This is a genomic window from Streptomyces odonnellii, assembly GCF_000981895.1.
Classification (GTDB): domain Bacteria; phylum Actinomycetota; class Actinomycetes; order Streptomycetales; family Streptomycetaceae; genus Streptomyces; species Streptomyces odonnellii.
In genome coordinates this window covers 1-20,490 of the sequence record NZ_LATD01000010.1, presented here as the reverse complement: position 1 = coordinate 20,490, position 20,490 = coordinate 1, and the positions used below count along the sequence as shown (strand labels likewise).

At 70.3% G+C, this 20,490-nt stretch carries 19 protein-coding genes; 11 read left to right on the top strand and 8 right to left on the bottom strand.

What is annotated here, in order from left to right; genetic code table 11:
- The first annotated feature begins 92 nt into the window (after positions 1 to 92).
- Positions 93 to 2,306, top strand: coding sequence for an MMPL family transporter (locus tag WH07_RS01760; protein WP_046494471.1), 2,214 nt, complete (start codon positions 93 to 95; stop codon positions 2,304 to 2,306).
- 285 nt (positions 2,307 to 2,591) lie between these two features.
- On the opposite strand, the gene ssgD is transcribed toward WH07_RS01760, so the two are convergent.
- The gene (gene ssgD, locus WH07_RS01755; RefSeq protein WP_046494470.1) at positions 2,592 to 3,005 is read right to left on the bottom strand and encodes a spore wall synthesis regulator SsgD; all 414 of its coding nucleotides are present in this window, start codon (positions 3,003 to 3,005) and stop codon (positions 2,592 to 2,594) included.
- A gap of 191 nt (positions 3,006 to 3,196) precedes the next feature.
- Between ssgD and WH07_RS01750 the strand changes: the two genes are divergently transcribed.
- Genes WH07_RS01750 through WH07_RS01735 form a run of 4 tightly spaced genes read left to right on the top strand, consistent with a single transcriptional unit; the run spans position 3,197 to position 7,188 of the window.
- The gene (locus WH07_RS01750) at positions 3,197 to 4,261 is read left to right on the top strand and encodes an energy-coupling factor ABC transporter permease (protein ID WP_046494469.1); all 1,065 of its coding nucleotides are present in this window, start codon (positions 3,197 to 3,199) and stop codon (positions 4,259 to 4,261) included.
- Position 4,262: 1 nt separating this feature from the next.
- Positions 4,263 to 5,024: a cobalt ECF transporter T component CbiQ gene (gene cbiQ / locus WH07_RS01745; RefSeq protein ID WP_046494468.1), complete on the top strand. Its 762-nt coding sequence runs from the start codon at positions 4,263 to 4,265 to the stop codon at positions 5,022 to 5,024.
- Complete coding sequence (locus tag WH07_RS01740; protein ID WP_046494467.1) at positions 5,021 to 5,815, top strand: energy-coupling factor ABC transporter ATP-binding protein; 795 nt, start codon at positions 5,021 to 5,023, stop codon at positions 5,813 to 5,815. Before cbiQ ends, WH07_RS01740 begins: the two co-directional genes overlap by 4 nt.
- Before the next feature lie 59 nt (positions 5,816 to 5,874).
- Positions 5,875 to 7,188, top strand: a complete 1,314-nt coding sequence (locus WH07_RS01735) for a serine hydrolase domain-containing protein (RefSeq protein ID WP_232788669.1) — start codon at positions 5,875 to 5,877, stop codon at positions 7,186 to 7,188.
- A gap of 73 nt (positions 7,189 to 7,261) precedes the next feature.
- Here WH07_RS01735 and WH07_RS01730 read toward each other — a convergent pair whose 3' ends face one another.
- Positions 7,262 to 8,389: a DUF1259 domain-containing protein gene (locus WH07_RS01730; protein ID WP_079022870.1), complete on the bottom strand. Its 1,128-nt coding sequence runs from the start codon at positions 8,387 to 8,389 to the stop codon at positions 7,262 to 7,264.
- A 161-nt stretch (positions 8,390 to 8,550) separates the two neighbouring features.
- Here WH07_RS01730 and WH07_RS01725 point away from each other — a divergent pair, with 161 nt between their 5' ends.
- The 3 genes from WH07_RS01725 to WH07_RS01710 all read left to right on the top strand — a co-directional run bounded on the left by WH07_RS01725 (position 8,551) and on the right by WH07_RS01710 (position 10,258).
- Entirely contained in the window at positions 8,551 to 9,321 is a 771-nt protein-coding gene (locus WH07_RS01725) for an SDR family NAD(P)-dependent oxidoreductase (RefSeq protein ID WP_046494465.1), read from the top strand.
- 222 nt (positions 9,322 to 9,543) lie between these two features.
- Complete coding sequence (locus WH07_RS01715; RefSeq protein ID WP_046494463.1) at positions 9,544 to 9,741, top strand: hypothetical protein; 198 nt, start codon at positions 9,544 to 9,546, stop codon at positions 9,739 to 9,741.
- Positions 9,722 to 10,258 carry a DUF6879 family protein gene (locus WH07_RS01710; RefSeq protein ID WP_232788668.1) on the top strand — a complete coding sequence of 179 codons (537 nt, stop codon included), beginning with the start codon at positions 9,722 to 9,724 and terminating at the stop codon, positions 10,256 to 10,258. The genes WH07_RS01715 and WH07_RS01710 overlap by 20 nt, the downstream gene beginning before the upstream one ends.
- Before the next feature lie 146 nt (positions 10,259 to 10,404).
- On the opposite strand, the gene WH07_RS01705 is transcribed toward WH07_RS01710, so the two are convergent.
- Both WH07_RS01705 and WH07_RS01700 read right to left on the bottom strand, forming a co-directional pair.
- Positions 10,405 to 10,935, bottom strand: a complete 531-nt coding sequence (locus tag WH07_RS01705) for an NUDIX domain-containing protein (RefSeq protein ID WP_046494461.1) — start codon at positions 10,933 to 10,935, stop codon at positions 10,405 to 10,407.
- Between the two features lies 1 nt (position 10,936).
- The gene (locus tag WH07_RS01700) at positions 10,937 to 12,292 is read right to left on the bottom strand and encodes a hypothetical protein (RefSeq protein ID WP_046494487.1); all 1,356 of its coding nucleotides are present in this window, start codon (positions 12,290 to 12,292) and stop codon (positions 10,937 to 10,939) included.
- Between the two features lie 404 nt (positions 12,293 to 12,696).
- Between WH07_RS01700 and WH07_RS01695 the strand changes: the two genes are divergently transcribed.
- Positions 12,697 to 13,119, top strand: coding sequence for an ATP-binding protein (locus tag WH07_RS01695; RefSeq protein ID WP_046494460.1), 423 nt, complete (start codon positions 12,697 to 12,699; stop codon positions 13,117 to 13,119).
- A complete protein-coding gene (locus WH07_RS01690; protein ID WP_046494459.1) occupies positions 13,119 to 13,754 on the top strand; it encodes a hypothetical protein in 636 nt (211 codons plus the stop codon). Before WH07_RS01695 ends, WH07_RS01690 begins: the two co-directional genes overlap by 1 nt.
- Positions 13,755 to 13,803: 49 nt before the next feature.
- On the opposite strand, the gene WH07_RS01685 is transcribed toward WH07_RS01690, so the two are convergent.
- From WH07_RS01685 to WH07_RS01670, 4 genes are all read right to left on the bottom strand, one after another.
- Positions 13,804 to 15,441 (bottom strand): penicillin-binding transpeptidase domain-containing protein, encoded by a 1,638-nt coding sequence (locus tag WH07_RS01685; RefSeq protein WP_046494458.1) that lies wholly within the window; start codon positions 15,439 to 15,441, stop codon positions 13,804 to 13,806.
- A gap of 229 nt (positions 15,442 to 15,670) precedes the next feature.
- Positions 15,671 to 17,116, bottom strand: coding sequence for a pentapeptide repeat-containing protein (locus tag WH07_RS35995; protein WP_198533698.1), 1,446 nt, complete (start codon positions 17,114 to 17,116; stop codon positions 15,671 to 15,673).
- Between the two features lie 175 nt (positions 17,117 to 17,291).
- Complete coding sequence (locus WH07_RS01675) at positions 17,292 to 17,669, bottom strand: hypothetical protein (RefSeq protein WP_046494456.1); 378 nt, start codon at positions 17,667 to 17,669, stop codon at positions 17,292 to 17,294.
- An 87-nt stretch (positions 17,670 to 17,756) separates the two neighbouring features.
- On the bottom strand, positions 17,757 to 19,478 hold the full coding sequence (locus WH07_RS01670) for a dolichyl-phosphate-mannose--protein mannosyltransferase (protein ID WP_046494454.1): 1,722 nt from the start codon (positions 19,476 to 19,478) through the stop codon (positions 17,757 to 17,759).
- Between the two features lie 70 nt (positions 19,479 to 19,548).
- Between WH07_RS01670 and rsmI the strand changes: the two genes are divergently transcribed.
- Positions 19,549 to 20,412, top strand: coding sequence for a 16S rRNA (cytidine(1402)-2'-O)-methyltransferase (gene rsmI / locus WH07_RS01665; RefSeq protein ID WP_046494485.1), 864 nt, complete (start codon positions 19,549 to 19,551; stop codon positions 20,410 to 20,412).
- Positions 20,413 to 20,490 lie beyond the last annotated feature (78 nt).

Genomic DNA, 20,490 nt, shown 5'->3' with positions numbered 1-20,490 from the left:
CAGCAGTACCCCTGTACCTGACGCGTGCCGCTCTCTCGCCGTCGGGCCGGCTCCCCATGCCCTTTCCGTCGACAGACCGGGAGTACGCCCTCGTGGCCACGTTCCTCTACAAGATCGGAAGGCTCGCCTTCCGGCGCCGCCGATTCGTCGCCCTGCTGTGGGTGGCCCTGCTGGCGCTCGCCGGGGTCGGCGCGGCCTCCGCGTCCGCCCCCGCGGCCAGTTCCTTCTCCATTCCGGGAACGGAGGCCCAGAAGGCCTTCGACCTGCTTGAACAGCGCTTCCCGGGAGCCAGCGCCGATGGCGCGACCGCCCGGGTCGTCTTCAAGGCGCCCGCGGGCGAGAAGATGACCGACGCCGCCAACAAGGCCGAGGTCCGCTCGGTCGTGGACGAGCTGTCCGCGGGCTCGCCGCAGGTCTCCTCGGTGTCCGACCCGTACACCGCCAACGCCGTCTCCAAGGACGGCACGACGGCCTATGTCTCGGTCGCGTACAAGGTCAGCGGGATGGAGCTGACCGACGAGACCCGCAGCGCGCTCGAAGAGACGGGCGCGGACGCGCGGGCGCAGGGGCTGTCGGTGGAGATCGGCGGTGACGCGCTCCAGGCCGCGCCGGAGACCGGGGCCACCGAGATCATCGGGGTGGCCGTCGCCGCGGTGGTGCTCGTGATCACCTTCGGATCGCTGATCGCGGCCGGGCTTCCGCTGCTCACCGCGCTGATCGGGGTCGGCGTCGGGATCTCCACGATCACCGCGCTCGCCAATGTCCTGGACCTGGGCTCCACCACCTCCACCCTGGCGATGATGATCGGCCTCGCGGTCGGTATCGACTACGCGCTGTTCATCGTGTCCCGCTACCGGGCCGAGCTGACCGAGGGACGGGAACGGGAGGAAGCCGCAGGGCGGGCGGTCGGCACCGCCGGGTCCGCGGTGGTCTTCGCCGGGCTGACGGTCGTCGTCGCGCTGGTCGGTCTGGCCGTGGTCAATATCCCGATGCTCACCAAGATGGGCTTCGCCGCCGCCGGTACGGTCGTGATCGCCGTCCTCATCGCGCTCACCCTCATCCCGGCGCTGCTCGGTTTCGCGGGCAAGCGGGTGCACGGCCGCAAGGCCCGTACCGCGCTGGAGAACGGTACGCACCACCACAAGGCCAACATGGGCACCCGCTGGGCGCGGTTCGTACTGCGCCGGCCGGTCGCCGTCCTGGTCACGGCGGTCGTGGGGCTGGGAGCGATCGCCGTTCCCGCCGCGTCGCTGGAGCTGGGCCTGCCCGACGACGGGTCGCAGCCGGTGAGCACCACCCAGCGCAAGGCGTACGACCTGCTGTCCGACGGCTTCGGCCCCGGCTTCAACGGGCCGCTGATGGTCGTGGTGGACGGCAAGGCCAATGACAATGCCAAGGCCGCGGCCACCGAGGTCGCGGACACCGTACGGAAGATGGACGGCGTGGCCGCCGTCACCCCGTCCACGGTCAACAAGGCGGGCGACACCGCGACCATCACGGTGATCCCCGAGGACCGCCCGTCCTCGGTCGACACCGAGAACCTGGTCCACTCCATCCGCGACACCGGTGGCGAGATCAAGGCGGACAACGGTGCCGACGTCCTGGTCACCGGTGCCACGGCGATGAACATCGACTTCTCGGAGAAGATGAACGCGGCGCTGGTCCCGTATCTGGCGCTGGTCGTCGGGCTGGCCTTCCTGCTGCTGATGCTGGTCTTCCGGTCCGTACTCGTACCGCTGAAGGCGGCCCTCGGCTTCCTGCTCTCCGTCGTCGCGGCGCTCGGCGCGGTGGTCGCGGTCTTCCAGTGGGGCTGGCTGGGGAGCCTGTTCGGGGTCGAGCAGACCGGGCCGGTGATGTCGATGATGCCGATCTTCATGGTGGGTGTGGTGTTCGGCCTGGCGATGGACTACGAGGTGTTCCTGGTCACGCGGATGCGCGAGGCGTACGTCCACGGGGAGCGGCCCGGCGAGGCGGTCGTCACCGGCTTCCGGCACGGGGCGCGGGTCGTCTCGGCCGCGGCGGTGATCATGATCGCGGTCTTCGCGGGCTTCATCGGCTCCAGCGAGGCGATGATCAAGATGATCGGCTTCGGACTGGCGATCGCCGTCTTCTTCGACGCCTTCGTGGTGCGGATGGCGATCGTGCCCGCGGTGCTCGCGCTGCTCGGCAGGAAGGCCTGGTGGCTGCCGCGCTGGCTGGACCGGCTGCTGCCCAACGTGGATGTGGAGGGCGAGGCGCTGCGCAAGCGGCTGGAGCCGGCGCCGGAGGGCGGCCCGGAGCCGGAGCGCGAACTGGTGGGTGTCTGAGCCGGTAATCCGACGGCTGGGGCAGGGCCCGGCCTGAGGCACGGTTCTCCTGGGGCGCTGGAGAACACGCCTCACCTCAAGACGCCGGGACCGACGCGTGAGCGGCGCGCGGACCCGGTACGCACCGGCAGCCGTGGGGACGGGAGCCGGAGCGGTGCACGCGGCCCGGTCGCACACCTCCCAGAGGTGTGCGACCGGGCCGCCGTGCTGTGCGCGCCGCAGTCGGCCGCGGGGTGCGCGCCGGTGTCCGGGCGCGGGGGTGCGCGCCGGTCACCGGGCGGGGGCTCAGGTCCGGTGGAGGAGCCTGCCCAGTTCGTTCTCCACCTGGACGTCGTGCCGCTCCTCGCCCGCCGGGACCATCGCGTACGAACTCTTCAGGAACCGGCGCAGCGGCATGGAGTCGAACTGCACCATCGCCACCCCCTCCGGCGAGTGGAATTCGAGAATGGTCTGGGCCCGGCCGCAGGGCCACACCTGTACGTCACCGGTGCCGGAGGGCATCCGCAGCCCCTGGTCGAGGAGATCGCGCGCGAAGGCCCACACCACCTCCCGGCCGTCGAGGGAGACCGCGGCGGGGAAGACGATGCGCATGGCGAGCGGATCGGCACCGTCATAGCGGAGGGTGACGGAGACGGCTTTGGAGTGGGGGGCGTCCGTGATGAGACGGCATTTGGCGGGCTGCTCGACGACGGGTGACATCGGCTGGCTCCTCTGCGGCTCATGCTGTTCGACTGCCCGTGCTGCGCGCAGGACATTTAGTACTTAATTGTACAAACACTCTGAATTAATCCGCAGTTTTACCGTCGCCTCATGCGGTGAGCACTGTCGCGGCAACTCGCGTACAACCTGCTCTTGCGAACTGTTTGCAACAGGTGCCTAATATCACGTCCATGCATGTACCTGATGGATTCATCGATGTCCCCGTCTCCGCCGCCACCGGTGTCGTCGCCGCGGGCGCCGTGGCCGTCAGTCTGCGTGGCGCCCGCCGTGAACTGGACGAGCGCACCGCGCCGCTCGCCGGACTGGTCGCCGCCTTCATCTTCGCCGTACAGATGCTCAACTTTCCCGTGGCGGCCGGGACGAGCGGCCATCTGCTGGGCGGAGCGCTGGCGGCGATACTCGTCGGCCCCTATACCGGCGTCCTCTGTATCTCCGTCGTCCTGCTGATGCAGGGCATCCTCTTCGCGGACGGCGGGCTCACCGCGCTCGGCGTGAACATCACGGACATGGCCGTGGTGACCACCGTCGTCGCGTACGCGCTCTTCCGCGGCCTGGTCAAGGTGCTGCCCCGCACCCGCCGCTCGGTGACCATCGCCTCCTTCGCCGCCGCGCTGGTGTCCGTACCGGCCGCGGCCCTCGCCTTCACCGCCCTCTACGCCGTCGGCGGGACGACGGACGTACCGCTCGGCAAGGTGCTGACCGCGATGGTCGGCGTCCATGTGCTCATCGGGATCGGCGAGGCCGCGATCACCGCGCTGACGGTCGGCGCGGTCATCGCCGTACGGCCCGACCTGGTGTACGGCGCGCGCGGGCTGTCCGCGCCGCTGAAGCTGCGGGTGGGCGGGGAGCTGGTCGACGCGGCGCCCGCCGCCCCGGCCCCGGTGGCCGCCCGCTCGGGCGCCTCGCCCCGTACGCTCTGGGCCACCGGCCTGGTCACCGCCCTCGTGCTGGCCGGTTTCGTCTCCTTCTACGCCTCCGGCAGCCCCGACGGCCTGGAGAAGGTCGCCGCGGACCACGGCATCGACAAGCAGACCGAGGAGCACGCCACGGCCGACTCCCCGCTCGCCGACTACGGGGTCAAGGACATCTCAGACGCCCGGATCTCGGGCGGTCTCGCCGGGGTGATCGGGGTCGGCGCGACGGTGGCCGTGGGCAGCGGGATCTTCTGGACGGTACGCCGCCGCCGTACCGCCGCCGGTGCCGGCACCGGCACCGTACCGGCGGGGAACGCCTGACATGGGCGCGGGCCATGCCCACAAGCTCTACCGGCACGGGCACTCGCCCGTCCATGAACTGCCCCCGCACTGCAAGCTCGCCGCGGTCTTCTGCTTCGTCATCGTGGTGGTCTCCACCCCGCGCGAGGCGGTCTGGTCCTTCGCGCTGTACGGAGTGCTGCTCGCGGCGGTCGCGGCGGTGGCCCGGATCCCCGTCGGGTTCCTGCTGCGCCGGCTGCTGATCGAGATCCCGTTCGTGGCCTTCGCGCTGCTGATGCCGTTCGTGGTGCCGGGCCACCAGGTCCGGTACCTGGGGCTGTCGTTGAGCGTGCCCGGACTCTGGGGCGCCTGGAACGTGCTGGCCAAGGGGACGCTGGGGGTCTGCGCGTCGGTGATTCTCGCCTCCACCACCGAACTGCGCTCGCTGCTGCTCGGCCTCCAGCGGCTGCGGCTGCCGTCCCTGCTCGTACAGATCGCGTCCTTCATGATCCGGTACGGCGATGTCATCACCGACGAGATGCGCCGGATGTCGATCGCCCGGCGCTCGCGCGGCTTCGAGGCGCGGGGCGTACGGCACTGGGGCGTCCTCGCCAAGTCGGCGGGCGCGCTCTTCATCCGTTCGTACGAGCGGGGCGAGCGGGTCCATCTGGCGATGGTGAGCCGGGGGTACGCGGGCACCATGCCGGTCATCGACGAGGTGACCGCGTCCCGGGCGCAGTGGACGCGTGCGGCGGCCCTCCCGCTGTCGGCGCTCGCGGTGTGTCTGCTTGGCTGGACCCTATGACCGTATCCTCCGTTTCTCCCGCAGAACCGGCGCCGCCGCCGTCCCTTGAGGTCAGCGGGCTCGCGTACGCCTATCCGGACGGGCATCAGGCCCTCTTCGGTGTCGATCTGACCGTCGGGCGCGGCGAGCGGGTGGCGCTGCTCGGGCCCAACGGCGCCGGAAAGACCACCCTCGTCCTCCACCTCAACGGGATCCTCACCGCCGGGGCCGGCACCGTCGCGGTCGCCGGGCTGCCGGTCGCCAAGCGGAATCTGGGCGAGATCCGGCGCCGGGTCGGCATCGTCTTCCAGGACCCGGACGACCAGCTCTTCATGCCGACGGTACGGGAGGACGTGGCGTTCGGCCCGGCCGCCGCCGGGCTGCGCGGGTCCGAGCTGGACGCGCGCGTCGTCACCGCGCTCGGCCAGGTCGGGATGTCGGAGTACGCGGACCGGCCGCCGCACCATCTCTCCTTCGGGCAGCGGCGCCGGGTGGCCGTCGCGACCGTACTGGCGATGCATCCGGAGATCCTGGTCCTCGACGAGCCCTCGTCCAATCTCGACCCGGCGTCCCGGCGTGAACTGGCGGACATCCTGCGCTCGCTGGACATCACCGTGCTCATGGTCACGCACGATCTGCCGTACGCGCTCGAACTCTGCTCGCGCGCGGTGATCCTCAGCCAGGGCGTCATCGCGGCCGACGGCCCGACCGGGAGTCTGCTCGGTGACCAGGAACTGATGGCGGCCCACCGGCTGGAGCTGCCCTTCGGATTCGACCCGCGTTCCGTGTCGCCGGGGCACGTTGCACCATAGAGGGGGTCGCGCCGCAGGGGCGTGGCGGTATGCGGTGCGACGGGGTGGATGGCGTGGGCGTGGACGTCCAGGGCACGGTGGCGGCGGGCTTCGAGCCGGTCAGGGACGCTTTCGTACGGAACTTCGAGCGGCTCGGTGAACAGGGGGCGGCGGTCGCCGTGTTCCAGGACGGGCGGAAGGTCGTCGACCTGTGGGCGGGTACGCGGGACGTCGACGGAGCGGGGGTGCCGGACTCGGCCACGGAACGGGTGCCGGGGGCCGGTGCGGGTTCTGACCCGGCGGTCGGTGCGGGTGCCGACCTGGGTGCCGGGCCGGGCTTTCCGGGTGCCGCCAACGAATGGGCGCCGGGAGCGGGAGCCGCGCCATGGGCCGTGGACACCGCTCAGATCGTGCGCTCGGCGACCAAGGGGGTCACCGCCGCCGTACCGCTCCTCCTCCACCAGCGCGGCCAGATCGATCTCGACGCCCCGGTCGGCACCTACTGGCCGGAGTTCAAGGCCGCGGGCAAGGAGCGGGTGCTCGTACGGCATCTCCTCTCGCACCGCGCCGGTGTGCCCGTACTCGACCGGCCGCTGACCCCGGCCGAGGCGCTCGACGGCGAGTCGGGGGCGCGGGCGATGGCCGCCCAGCGGCCCGTCTGGGAGCCGGGCACCGACCACGGCTACCACGCGCACACCTATAGCTGGCTGATCGCCGAACTGGTCAGACGGGTGACCGGCCGTGGCGTCGGCCGCTGGATCGCCGAGGAGATCGCCCGGCCGCTGGGGCTGGACTTCTGGGTCGGGCTGCCCGCCGAGGAGGCGCACCGGGTCGGCCGGATCGGACGGCTGGGCGAACCGACCGCCGTCGGGGGCGAGCTGCGGCTACGGCCCAAGCGGTCGGTCTCGGAGGCCTACCGCGACTCGGGATCGCTCACCCGGCGCGCCTTCGGGGTGATCGACCCGCGGCCCGACGAGAACGACCCGGCGTACCGGGCCGCCGTACTCCCCGGCTCGGGCGGTATCTCCACGGCGCGGGCGCTGGCCCGGTGCTACGCCGCGATGATCGGGCCCGTCGACGGGCACCGGCTGTTCGCGCCCGCCACGCTGACCCTCGCGCGTACGGAGGAGTCGGCGGGCCCGGACCGGGTCCTGGTCGTCTCCACCCGCTTCGGTCTGGGCTTCATGCTGCACGGCCCGGCGGCGCCGCTGCTCGGTCCCGGCTCCTTCGGACACCCCGGGCGCGGCGGCTCGCTGGGGTTCGCCGACCCCGAGTCGGGGGTCGCGTTCGGCTATGTGACGAACGGGATGCGCAAGGGGGTCACGGCGGATCCCCGGGCACAGGCGCTGGTACGGGCGGTGCGGTCCGTACCGTCAGTGGCGTCGGCGCTCTGAGGACGGTCGCGGCGCGCAGCCCTGCCGGAGCCGTATGTGGTCGCACCGGTGTCGTACGGTCGCGTTGCTCGCGTTACTCGCGTTCCGAGTTGACCGGGACCACATTGGTGACGTCCAGCGCGGGGCGCAGGGCCTCGGCGAGCTTGACGGCGTCGTCCATGGCCCACAAGTGGGTGAAGAACAGACGCGGTTCCTCGTACAGACCGTGGTTGTGCACCTCGACGAGCTGGATCCCGCCCTTGCGCAGGATCGTCAGGACCTCCTGGACCTCGTCGGCGACCATGGCGAAGTCGCCGTTGAGTGCGGCCCGGCCGTCGCCCAGGGCCTGGAAGTTGAAGGCCGAGGTCGCGCCCAGGCCGGAAGGCAGCAGCCGGCCCCGCTCGATGATGGGCTCGCGGCGGGCGAAGATGCACTTGTAGATCCCGCCGTCGTTGGAGCCCTTGACCCCCAGCACCTTCTCGACCCCCGGGACGTCCAGATCGGGGCGCGGCGGGGTGCCCGGCGGCCTGCCCGGTGCCCTGGCGGGCGGGCTCGCCGTACGGTCCATCGCCGCGCGCAGACCGCGGGCGAGCTCCGCCGCGTCGTGTCCGTGCCCGTGGATGTGGCACCACCAGACGTCGGGGGAGTGGGAGAGCAGGTGCTTGTGCAGGGCGGTCACGGCGATGCCGTGCTGGGTCAAGGCGTCCAGCACGCCCTGGAGTTCCTTCTCGGTGACGTTCAGATCGCCCATGACCAGGTGACTGTGGTCGGCGTACCGGACGAAGCCCATGTGCGAACCCAGGGCGAGCCCGGGGCTGACCTTGACCCCGTACGAGACCACCTTCAGGTCGCTGCGCGGGAAGCGGGTGTGGTAGAAGACGCCGCGTACGAGTTCGCCCGTGCGGCCGAGCGCGTCGGACACGCCCTTCCAGTCCGCCAGCGTGGTGGGCACGGGCTTGAGGAGTTCCTTTCCGCCGTCCCCGTCGTCTTCGCCGTCAGCGCCGTCAGCGCCGTTCTCCCTGGGGAACCGGGCCTGGGGCGCTTTCGCCGCCTCGGCCTTCTTGGGGGGCTCGGTGAGGGCGATGACGGTTCCCGCCCCGGCCAGTACCGGAGCCAGCGCGGCCGCGATCACGAGGCGCCGACGCGGTGGGGCGAACGCGTCATCGGCATGTGTGCCGTTATCGGCGCGTCTGTCAGGTTCATACCGCGATTCTCTGCTCATCACATTTGCACCTCCGTGACGTGATGAAAGCATGATCCGCCGGAGCGCGCGATCCATGGAACGGCGCCCGGGGGGACGGCCCCTGGGGCACGGGAGGCCGGCCGCGGCGGACCGGCCGCCGGACCCTGGCGCGGGCGGTGCGTCGGCGACATGATCGGCCGATGAGACGTTTCGAGGGATACGGCGTACTGATCACCGGAGCGGGGCGCGGCATCGGTGAGGCGACCGCGCGCCGGCTGGCCCGGGAGGGAGCGCACGTCCTGGTCACGGACCTGGACGAGGAACGGGCGGTGCGGGCGGCGGCGGCCATCCCGGGCGCCGTGCCGTACGGCTGCGACGTGGCCGACCGTACCTCCGTGGACGCGGCCGTCGCCTACGCCGTCGAGCGCTTCGGCACGCTGGACACCCTGGTCAACAACGCCTACTCCTGCGCGCTGGACGCCCCGCTCTTCGAGGACGAACCGGACGAGTCCTGGGCACAGGATCTGGACATCACCCTGACGGGCGCCTTCCGCTGCGCCCGCACGGCGCTTCCGCACCTGGTGGCGTCGGGCCGGGGCGCGATCGTCACGATCGGTTCCGTCAACGGCGAACAGGACTTCGGCAACCACGCCTACAGCGCGGCAAAGGCGGGCCTGGCCGCACTCACCCGAACCCTCTCGGGCCACGCCGCCCCCCGAGGCGTCCGCGTCAACCTCGTGGCCCCGGGAACGATCCGCACGGACGCCTGGTCGGGCCGCGAGGAACGCCTCGAACGCGCGGCGGCCCACTACCCGATGGGCAGGGTCGGCACACCTGACGACGTGGCGGCGGCGGTCGCGTTCCTGGCGTCCACGGACGCCGCATGGATCACGGGGGTGACGCTCCCGGTGGACGGCGGACTGCTCACGAGCAATGTGGGCCTGAGGCGGGCGCTGGGCGCGGAGGTGTGAGGGGCGAGGAGCGTATGTACGGCATGTACCGCCGCGCCCGGCGGGGCCGCCGGGCCTCGACCCGCAGCGTCCAGGTGCCATTGGCGGGGACGGCCGAGGCGTCGACGGTGCAAGCCGCGTCGCCGCCGGATTTATGCGAGTACGTGACTGACCGCCTGGTCGCGCTTGCCGGGCGGGTAGTTCCCTCGTAGCTTGCTGACCGCAGAGGAATGGAGGGGCCACATGAATCTGGTGCTGATCGCCGGCGGCGATGACAAGTGCGGCAATGGAGACTGTCCGACTGTGTACGCCACGGAACAGCCTGACATGCTTGCCGTGCAGGGCTATGACTTGGCTCATCAGACGCCCGAAGGCGAGTCGGTTGTGCTGATCCCTGATGAGACTTTGAAGGAGGCTGCCCGTGCCCGTGGATGGCTCTAGCCCGGTGCTGTTGGACGGTGACGAATGGCAGTCATACTTCAGGGACTTCAAGCGATCGGCATTCCGGCTTGAGGCGCATCAGATCTACACCATGCCCGGTGAGACGGCGACGGTTCGGGCGTTTCTCGCCGGGGATGAAGAGCCCGATGCCTTCAACTCCGACTGGCACAAGCTGATCAGCGACCATGCCGCTGCTGGCCGCACGATGACGCGCGCCAAACTGGTCCGCAGGCCGCTCACGGACTACAGTCGCTATTTGTTCGAATGGTGCATCCCGGGAAACGTCGCGGCCGGCGAGAACTATCAGATCGTTGATCTGACAGACAAGGAAAACCCGGGGCTCCCCGAGCAGGACTTCTGGATGTTCGACGAAACGACCGTCGTGCATCTGAACTATCGCCCCGACGGGACACAGGTGAACCGCGAGTTGATCCAGGAACCCGATCTGGGCAAGTACCTCGCCTGGCGCGACCTGGCCTTGGAGAACGCGGTCCCCTTCAGTGGCTATCGAACCTGAGCGCCAAGCTTCGGAACGCAGGAGTCTGGCGGAGGCCCTTCGGGGCCTTCGCCGTGCTTCCGGCCTCAGCGGCGAGCGCCTCGCGCTCCGCTTTGCAACGGTGTGGGGCGCGCTCTGTTCGTCGCGACCGGTGGGGCGTCAACTCGTCAATGCCAGCCGTTGAGGGAGACTTCCGGCCCGCCGGTGAGGTAACGCCGGAGGGCGCTCGCGCTGGTGGCCACGAACTCCTCGGGGATGGTGTGGGCGTCGACCCAGCGGACCTGGGCGTGCTTGTGCGGTTCGCGGTTCTCGGGTTCTCCGCTCCATTCGTGGGCGGCGAAGACGACGGTGAGAAAGCCGTTGGGGGCTTCGACGCCCCAGGCGCTGTGGATGATGTGGGCGACCTTCAGGGACTCCGGCTTCACGGTCAGGCCCGTCTCTTCGTACAACTCACGCACGGCGGTTTCGGTGACGGGCTCGCCCGGTTCGCTCTTGCCGACGGGGAGGTCCCACATGCCGCTGGCGAACTTGGCGTGCTCGCCGCGCTGGAGGAGGACGATGCGGTTGGCGGCCTTGTCGTGGACGATGACTGCGGCGACCAGCAAGGTCATGGATTCGATGGCCGGCCTGAGGGCTTGTGAGCGGTCGTTGGTCTGCTGAGCCACAGCGGTCCCTTCGTCGGACAGGTTGTCGGGCATGTTAGGCGAGGGCCTCTCGGGCACGGCGGGCGAGATCGGCGGCGCCGGGGACACGGCGGCGCTGATAGACCGCAAGGGTGGAACGGATCGAGGAGACGGCCTTGCGGGTACGGTCCGAGGTCATGCCCTCCATGAGAGTCAGGGCCTGGGACCAGGCGGCGACGGCCTCGTCGGCGCGGGCCTGGGCGGCGAGGCCGTCACCGAGGTCGGCGTAGGTCAGGGCGTGGACGCGCTTGTACTTCTCGCGGTCCCAGCGGACCAGCGCGTCGCGGTGTTGCTGTTCGGTGCCGACGTGGTCGGCGAGGTCGGTCAGGGTACGGGCCGTGTGGCTGGCCACGGTGCCCGCGGCCGGGCCGCTGACTCGCGAGTAGCTGGGCTGAGGGCTGTCGTCACGCAGCAGTGCGTCTTCGGCTGCGAGGAGCGCTCGGGCTGCGGAGGGCTTCTCTCCTACTGCGGCGTACGCGCGGGCGTGGGTGATGTGGAGGAGAGCTTCTGTCCGGCCGTCGATGTGACCAAGGCCCCGAGTGAGGGCGCCCTCGACGAGGTCGACGCAGTGGTGGGGCTGTTTGAGGCTCAGGGCCTGGTGGGCGAGGGCGCGCATCATCCAGGCGGCGTGGCCGTGCGGGTCGGCCTCGCAGGCAAGCTGGTAGCCGACCTGGTAATAGCGTTGGGCGGCGCCTTCCTGGCCAAGGTCGTGGTGCTTCCAGCCTGCCAGGTAGGCGAGTTCGGCCACCGCGCCGAAGGCAGTTCGCCGTAAGACTTCGGTTGGGAAGCGCCCCCGGAGCATGGGCGCCGCGGTATCGGCGAGGTAGGCGGTGACGGTGGTCAGGCCGTGGCCGCCGCCGAGGCGTTCGTCGGCCGCGCTGAAGGCGGCGCTGATCGCGCGTACGACGTCCACGTCCTCCATGCCGACCATGGATTTGCCGGTGCGGGCGCGCAGCATCCGGGCGGTGGCCTCCTGGTCGTGGGCGAGCGGCATGGCGACGCCGGCGGTGGTGAAGGCGGCGATTGCGAGAAAGCGGCTGTGTTCGATGTCGGCGCGGCCCAGGTTGGTTGCGGCGAGGACAGGGTCGGCTTCGTGCGCCCCGTCGGTGTCGGGTGCGCACAGGCCGATCTCGGCCTGCGTGATCGTACGGCCTGCTCGGCGCGACAGCGCCTCGGCAAGGTACTGGCCGGTCCGGCCGCTGGGCCGACGTGTGCCGCTCACCCAATGGGAAACCGCCGACTTGTTGGTGCGGGTGATCTCGCCGTTCTCGCCGGCGATGCGCCGGACGTCCTTGGCCAGAGACTCGTACGTGCAGCCGATCGCGTCGATGGTCTCGCGCAGGCGGGAGTTGGGGTCTCTCTGCGCTGCCACGATCATCTCCGCTCCGGGGCTGTAAACCGCGTATACCGTTCCAACTGTCTCTCACCGTACCCACTGTGCGTGATGGACGGTTCACTGATTTGGAACCGCCCGGAACGTCATCCAGGCTCCCCCGTCGGCCCGGGCGGCTCCCCCGAAGTTCCGTACGCCTGTACCGGACCCCCGCGACCGCGCGAACGGTCCAGGGGCGTGGCCAACGCTTACCTGAGGAGCGTCGACGTGGTGCGTCTTGTTGCTCGTCTCGTGGAGCCGCTGTTGTGGTTCTTGTTCCCGGGGGTGGTGCGTCACCGGTTGGTTGCCGGTCGCTCGCGCCCGGTGGAGGTGGTCTTACGGCCGTGCCCGCAGGCCGAGTTCGACGGCCGGACGCATGGCGCCCGCAGGGCGGGGGTGGCTTGATGGAGCAGCGGCAGGACAGCCGCGCCGCCGTGGTGCGCCGGTGGAGCCGGCATCCCAGTTGCGTGGGGCTCGCGCGGGGGGAACTGCGTAAGGCGCTGGCCAGTTGGGGGTTGACCTCGCTGGAGGACTCGGCGGTGCTCGTGCTCTCGGAGTTACTGACAAACGCCGGGCGGCACACCCACGTATCCTCGGGGCCGGAGATCGAGACCTGTTATGTGCCCATGACGGGTGGACTGCGCATTGAGGTGCACGATCCGTCCGCCGAACAGCCGGAGCTGCGGTCGGCCGACGTCGGCGCGTGCGACGGGCGCGGGCTCGTTCTGGTGGCGGCTCTTGCCGATGCGTGGGGTGTGGGCGAGCGCGACGGCGGCCGGCCGGGCAAGGCGGTCTGGGCGGAGCTGTTCGCCGGGGGTGCTCGCTGATGGGGGCGTACCAACAGCCGGATGTCGTGCCGTACATCGCGCGGTGGACGTCGGAGGTGTGTCCGCCTGCGGTGGTCGTGGCCAACGGGCGGGGTATCGCGTACACGCGGGAGATCCCGTACGACCGCGACGACGACGGCGTCCTGTGGAAGCGCATCGCGTGGAGCCCGGGGAAAGGGCGGCCGGTCTTCGGGCAGGTGCATTTTCTGCGGCAGCGGCGCGCCATGCGGAGGATGCTGTGTCAGGTGTGCGGCGGGCCCGCCGATCGCAACGAGGAAGGCGCGCTGTGGCTGGTGGGCCAGGACGCGGGTGACCGTAAAACATGGGGCACCGCGCTGACCACCGCGCATCCACCGGTCTGTGTGCCCTGCGCGGTGACCTCCGTACGGGCGTGTCCCCACCTGCGCAAGCGATACACCGCCCTGCGCGTCGGGCTGGTCACGGTGGCCGGGGTTCAAGGCGAGTTGTACCGGCCCGGGAGCCTCTTTCCGCGGCCGTACGACGCCGGCGGGGTGGCGTTCGACGACTGGCGTGTGCGGTGGGTTCTGGCTGCCCAACTGATCGTGGAGTTACGGCATTTCACCGTCGTGGACCTCGACGGCCTCGGCGCGGAGTGCGCCGCTCGTACGACCTGAGCGGGGCGGCGGCCCGCCCCGTGGCCGCCGCCCCGTGGCCGGGCCCCGGTCAGCCCGCTCGTAGTACCGCCGCCACCACCGGGCCCGCCGCGTCGCCGCCGTGGCCGCCGGACTGGACCACGGCTGCCGCTGCCAGGTCGTCCTGGAAGCCGGTGAACCAACTGTTCGAGGTGGCCTGGCCGTCGACCTCCGCCGAGCCGGTCTTCGCGCCCTTGTCGCCGCCCAGACCGGACATCGCGTTCGCGGCCGTGCCGCTCGTCGCCGTCAGCCGCATCATGTCGCGGAGCTGCCGGCCGACGGAGTCCGGGAGCGAGCGCGAGGCCGTCGCCAGGGTGCGGTCGTCCAGTGAACGGGACACGATGACCGGCTGCTTGAAGCTGCCGTTCTTGGCGGTGGCGGTGATGGACGCCATGTTGAGGACGTTCATCTGGACCGTGCCCTGCCCGATGTACTGTGCCGCCGCCTCGCCGCCCGTCGCCGCCGGCACGCTTCCGTCGAAGGACGCGACGCCCGTCTTCCAGTTGTCGAGGCCGATGCCGAAGACCTCCTCGGCCTCGTTCTTGAGCGCCGAGTCGTCATGGGTGTCGTCGATCAGCTTGATGAAGGCGGTGTTGCAGGAGCGCGCGAAGCTCTGCGCGAAGGTGCCGTTCTCGATGGAGAAGCCGTCCAGGTTCTGGAACGTACGGCCCTCGTACATCACCGTCTTCGGGCACTCCGCCGACCGGTCGGGCGCGGCCAGGTCCTTCTCCATCAGCATCGCCGCCGTCACGATCTTCATCGTGGAACCAGGTGCCTGCTTGCCGAGCATCGCCGCGTTGAAACCGTCCTTGCGGTTGTTGGCGACCGCCAGGATCTCGCCCGTACTGGGCTTGACCGCCGCGACCGACGCCTCGCTGAACTGGCGTACGGCCTCCTCGGCGGCCGCCTGTACGTCCGCGTCCAGCGTGGTACGCAGCGTGCCCGCCTTGCCCTTGGCGAGGGTGAGCAGGGTCTGCCCCGGCACGCTGTCGCCGTCGCTCCGCAGCGACAGCTCGATGCCCGGCGAACCGCCCGCGTCCTCCCCGTACCGCTCCCGGAGCTGGTCCAGGACGGAGCCGAGCGACGGGTACTTCTCCTTCGTCAGCTCGGTGCCGTTGCGGTCCACCGCCTTGATCGGCGGAACCGCCGCCTCGGAGGTCACGAGGTTGGTGGTCGCGGTCAGCCGGGGGTGGATCACGGACGGGGCCCAGTCGACGAGCGGGCGCCCGGTGGTGAGTCCGCGCACCACCGTCAGCTCCGAGCCGTACGACCAGGGCTTGCTCTTCCCGTCGAACTCCACCGTCGCCCTGACGGTGAACGGCACCTTCGCCCCGACCGCCCGGCCCGGTGTGATCACCGCGTCGGTGACATGGGCCTCGTCGCGGTAGGCCTCGATGACGGGCGCGGCGGCGGTGGGGTCATTGGTGAGCTGCGCGACCTCCGCCGCCTCGCCCCCGTCGGCCCACCCGGCGAGAAACGCCTTGGCCGCCTTGTCGATCTCCTCGGCACTCAGCGGCCCGGTCTTGAGCTCCTGAGTCGCGGAGGCCGTGCTGGTGCCGGAGTCCCCGCCGGTGATTCCGCTGTAGACGTTGTACGCGCCGTACCCCACGCCGCCGGCGATCACGGCGAACACCCCGCCGACTATGGCGACCTTCGCTCCACTGCGCATGGTGCAGTCCCCCTCCCCAGGAGCCCCGAACATCTGAACATGTTCAACGCGGTACCGGACGGCACTCTACGGGACGGACGAGGCAAGAGCGGAAGGCGTTATCGGACTGCGACGCTGAGTTTCCTTCGCGGCTCGGCGGCGGTCGCCTCCGGGCTGTGAGCGGCTCAGGTCCCACAGGGCACGTTCCGCGAGACCCGCCGGACAGGGCCCGGGGCAGACCGGACCCGCTCTAGGGCAGAATCGCCCCGTCCCGGACGGCCCTTCGCAGGTCGGCGCCGTCGAGCGACGCGCCGGTGAGGTCCGCGTCCGTGAAGTTCGTACCGGTGAGCTTCGCGGCGGGGAGTTTCCGCTCACTGTCCTTGCTGAGATCAGCCTCCATGAGGTAGGCGCCCGTCAGGTCGGCATCGGTCAGGTCCGTGCCGGAAAGCTCCGCGTACCTGAGGTCGATGACCGCCATGTCCTCTCGCTCGGTGAGGCTCGCGCCGACCAGGTCGGCGTCCGTCAGATCGGCGTTCTCGAAGTCTGCTCCATCCCACAGGACACCCCTGAGGTTTGTTCCGATGAAATCGCAGTCCTCGAAATCCCCGTCGCTCAGAACGGCTTCCGACATCTGAGCGCCGTCGAACCAGACGTCCTCGAACTCTCCGCCTTCCAGGAACGCGCGAGTCAGGTCGACTCCCCGCAGATCCGCGTTCACGAAGTCCAAATAGCTCAGATCAGCCCCGACGAGAAAGGTGTCGCGAAGGTTGATTATCGGGTCTGATTCCATGTTCACTTCGCGTCCGCCCAGGACGGTCAGCGCGGCCTGCACATCATCGGCGGGTCTCGTTTTCTCGTTCTTCCGAAGCTGCTCGGCCTTCTTCTTTTCGGGCATCTTGGCGTGCTCGCGAATGTAGGAACTCGGAACTTCCACGAGTGCCGGCTGCTCTTTCGGAGACTCCCGCATGATCCGCTGAATCGCGTAGATGGTGCTGATTCTGACGTTGATGGAATCGTCACCCAGATTCGCCACGGTCTCGTTGTAGGCGGAGCCGACCTGACCTAGCTCGGTGAGCTTCAGCATGTCGTTGGCCTGGTTGATCGTCACCGTCGTGAAGGCCAGCGCAAGCAGTGCCGGAACCGTGGGCAACGCCGTCGCTATGGCCGTATACCGTTGCCAGCGGCCGGAGTCGGCGGCCGGCGGGGGCGCCGCGGACCCCGGGGCGGGAGCCGGTCCCGGGCCGGGCGCGCCGATGAGCATCGACGGGTCCAGCAACGCCAGCCACCACGATTCGGCAAGCCGGTCCTGAATGACCACGAGCAGCTCTATGAGTGTGGGCAAGGCCGCGGTGCCGTCTTTCAGGACTTCACCCATCGCGTCATGAAGAGCTCTGGCCGCCTGCGCGGCGTGCTCTTCCAGATCGGCGCGGCGATCCAGATCGGCGCGGCGATCCGGATCGGCCGGCGGGCCCTGCCGGGCGAAGTCCTGCAATGCCGCGCGCAACTCGGCGATACACATGTCAAGAACCGACGCTTCCGGAGCCACGGGGCGCAAGGCTTCACGGCAGGCGGCCAAGGCGCGCAGGCAGTCGAGGACAGGGGGCTCGTCCCTTTTCCAGGAATTGAATCGCCGGGTGGCCGCCCAACGGAGCGTCAACGCGGCGAGGAGCCAAACCACGGCGATTCCGAAGGCCAATCCCGATTCAATTCCGCTCCACCACGGGACCTGCCAGGATTCGCACCCCCCGCAGCACGGTCCACGAGGCACATTCGCTGTCGACCTCTCCGTACCAGCCATCCGAACCCAGCACGGTGTAGAGGATGTCGTCCAGAGGAGCCAACAGCGAGGCCGGGCCGTCGGAGACGAGAAGCTACAGGACCAGAGCCGCGCCGCCGAGGAACAGCACCAACGGGATGACCTGAGCCCAGACCCGACGGCCCACCTGTAACACGCGTTCTGAACGGTCCAGTTCGACAAAGCGGTTCACGAACTGGACCGTGGGGCGCGTAGCGTTCAGCCCCTGGGGCCGCCGCAGGGCCGTGGCAGCGCGAAGCCGGCGCCCGACCATCTCGGTACGCGGGCGTATGAGCCGACGCGGAACCAGAACGATATGGCGCCCCGTGCGCCGGTGCGGGTCACGGAGGGCAGCGGCTTTCACCACCGTTCGCCACATCAGCACCAGTGCCGCGGACATGACTGCCGCGCCCACCGGCGCACGTGCCCAGTCGCCCCAGGAAGTGAAGTCCACCGTTCCCGCTGCCCCTGCGGTCCCGATCCCCTGAGCGGACCGCCCCCGCGGAGTATGCCTCCCCGTCGGTGGCCGCGGCTCCACATCTCACACCCAGGTGTCGAACCACATCCGGGAGCGCCACGCGTCGATCGGGATCGGGGAGCCCGTGTACAGCGGCCAGAAATAGATGAAGTTCCAGATGATCAGCAGGACCAGCACACCCGCGCCCACCGCGCCGATCGTTCTCCGGCGTTCGTCCGAGCCCGGGGGGCCGACCAGCGCGCCTACCATCATCGCGACCGCCAGACAGAGGTACGGGACGAAGACGACCGCGTAGAAGAGGAAGATCGTCCGCTCCTGGTAGAAGAACCAGGGGACCCAGCCCGCGGCGACGCCGCAGGCGATGGCGCCCGCGCGCCAGTCGCGGCGGAAGAACCAGCGCCACAGGACGTAGCAGAGCGCCAGCCCCGCCGCCCACCAGAGCAGCGGTGTCCCGATCGCCAGCACTTCGCGGGCGCAATTGCCGGCCGTGCCCGCCGGGCAGCCGTCGGTGCCGGGCTTCGGGTCCTCGTAGAAGTACGAGACCGGACGGCCCAGGACGATCCAGCTCCAGGGGTTCGACTGGTAGGTGTGGCCCGAGGTCAGATTGACATGGAACTGGTAGACCTCGTTCTCGTAGTGCCACAGGCTGCGCAGCCAGTCGGGCAGCCAGGTGAAGTGGCCGCCCTTGCCCTGGGTCGTGGCCCAGTTCCTGAAGTACCCCTTGTCGGTGACGATCCAGCCGGTCCAGGAGGCGATGTACGTCGCGATCGCGACCGGCACCGTCGAGAAGAAGGCAGGGACGATGTCCCGGCGGAGCACCGTCAGATACGGCCGTACCGCACCCGCCGTGCGGCGTGCGCCCACGTCCCACAGGACGGCCATGACCGCGAACGCGGCCAGGATGTAGAGACCGTTCCACTTCGTCGCGAAGGCCAGGCCCAGCATCAGTCCGGCCGCGATCCGCCAGGGCCGCCAGCCGAGCCGCAGCCGTTCGGCGACCTCGGTGTCCGGACGCAGCAGGCCCTCGTCGTCGACCGGGAGCGCCGAGGCCAGCCGCCGCCGCGCCCAGTCGCGGTCGATCACCAGACACCCGAAGGCGGCCAGCACGAAGAACATCAGCACCAGGTCGAGCAGCGCGGTCCGGCTCATCACGAAGTGCAGCCCGTCCACCGCCAGCAGCGCGCCCGCCAGACACCCCAGGAAGGTGGAACGGAACAGCCGCCGCCCGATCCGGCACAGCATCAGCACCGAGAGTGTCCCGAGCACCGCCACCATGAAGCGCCAGCCGAACGGTGTGAACCCGAAGAGCTGCTCACCGAGCCCGATGATCCACTTGCCCACCGGCGGATGGACGACATAGCCCGGATCCGTCGGCAGCGGCACCGAGGACGGGTCGGCCAGGATCTTCTTGTCGATGTCCTTGGGCCAGCTCCCCTCGTACCCCTGGTTGACGAGTGCCCAGGCGTCCTTGGCGTAGTACGTCTCGTCGAATATCACCGCCTTGGGGCTGCCCAGATGCCAGAACCGCAGCGCTCCCGCCACGGCCGCCACCAGCAGCGGTCCGCCCCACGCGGCCCAGCGGAGCAGCCGCTCGGCCGTCGCGGGCGGCACCGCCAGCACGGCCCAGAGCCGGTCGGAGGGCCGGGTGTACGGGGGTACCAGCCGCTCGCGCAGCCCGGTCACCGGCCGGGGCACATGGCCGAATCGGCGCAGCCGCTGAGGCCATGAGGGCGGCGTTTCGCCGGCGTCGTGCCCCTGGAGGGCTTCTGGCGCAGTACTGGTCACCGCGCCATCGTAGGGAACGCCGCTGTGCGAGGGGTGCTCCATGCCCTGCGAGGATGGCGGGATGGCGGATGTGAATGGAACGCTGGTACTCGCGGGCACGCCGATCGGTGAGGTCACGGACGCGCCGCCCCGGCTCGCGGCCGAGCTGGAGACCGCGGATGTGATCGCCGCCGAGGACACCCGGCGGCTGCGCCGGCTCACCCAGGCGCTGGGCGTGCAGACGCGTGGCCGGATCGTGTCGTACTTCGAGGGCAACGAGTCCGCGCGGACGCCCGAGCTGGTCGAGGCGCTGGCCGGCGGGGCGCGGGTGCTGCTGGTGACGGACGCGGGCATGCCGTCCGTCTCCGATCCCGGGTACCGGCTGGTGGCGGCGGCCGTCGAGCGCGGGATCAGGGTCACCGCCGTACCGGGGCCGTCCGCCGTGCTGACCGCGCTGGCGCTCTCCGGGCTGCCGGTGGACCGTTTCTGCTTCGAGGGCTTCCTGCCGCGCAAGGCGGGTGAGCGGCTCGGCAGGCTCCGGGAGACCTCGGACGAGCGGCGCACGCTCGTCTACTTCGAGGCGCCGCACCGGCTCGACGACACCCTCGCCGCGATGGCCGAGGTCTTCGGCCCGGAGCGCAGGGCCGCGGTCTGCCGCGAACTGACCAAGACGTACGAGGAGGTCAGGCGCGGCGGTCTGGGCGAGCTGGCGGCCTGGGCGGCCGAGGGGGTACGGGGCGAGATCACCGTCGTCGTGGCGGGCGCGCCGGAACCGGGGCCCGGGGATGTCGACGCGGAGGAACTGGTGCGGCGGGTGCGGGTGCGGGAGGAGGCGGGGGCGCGGCGCAAGGAGGCGATCGCGGCCGTCGCGGCGGGGGCCGGGGTGCCCAAGCGCGAGGTGTTCGACGCGGTGGTGGCGGCCAAGAACGCGGCGGCACCTCGCAACGCACGCTGAGGCACGCTGAGGGGCGCGTGCAGCCGGTTGTAAACAGCGCTCACGCCCCGGCGCACGCCCCCTTCGAAGGCAAAGGAC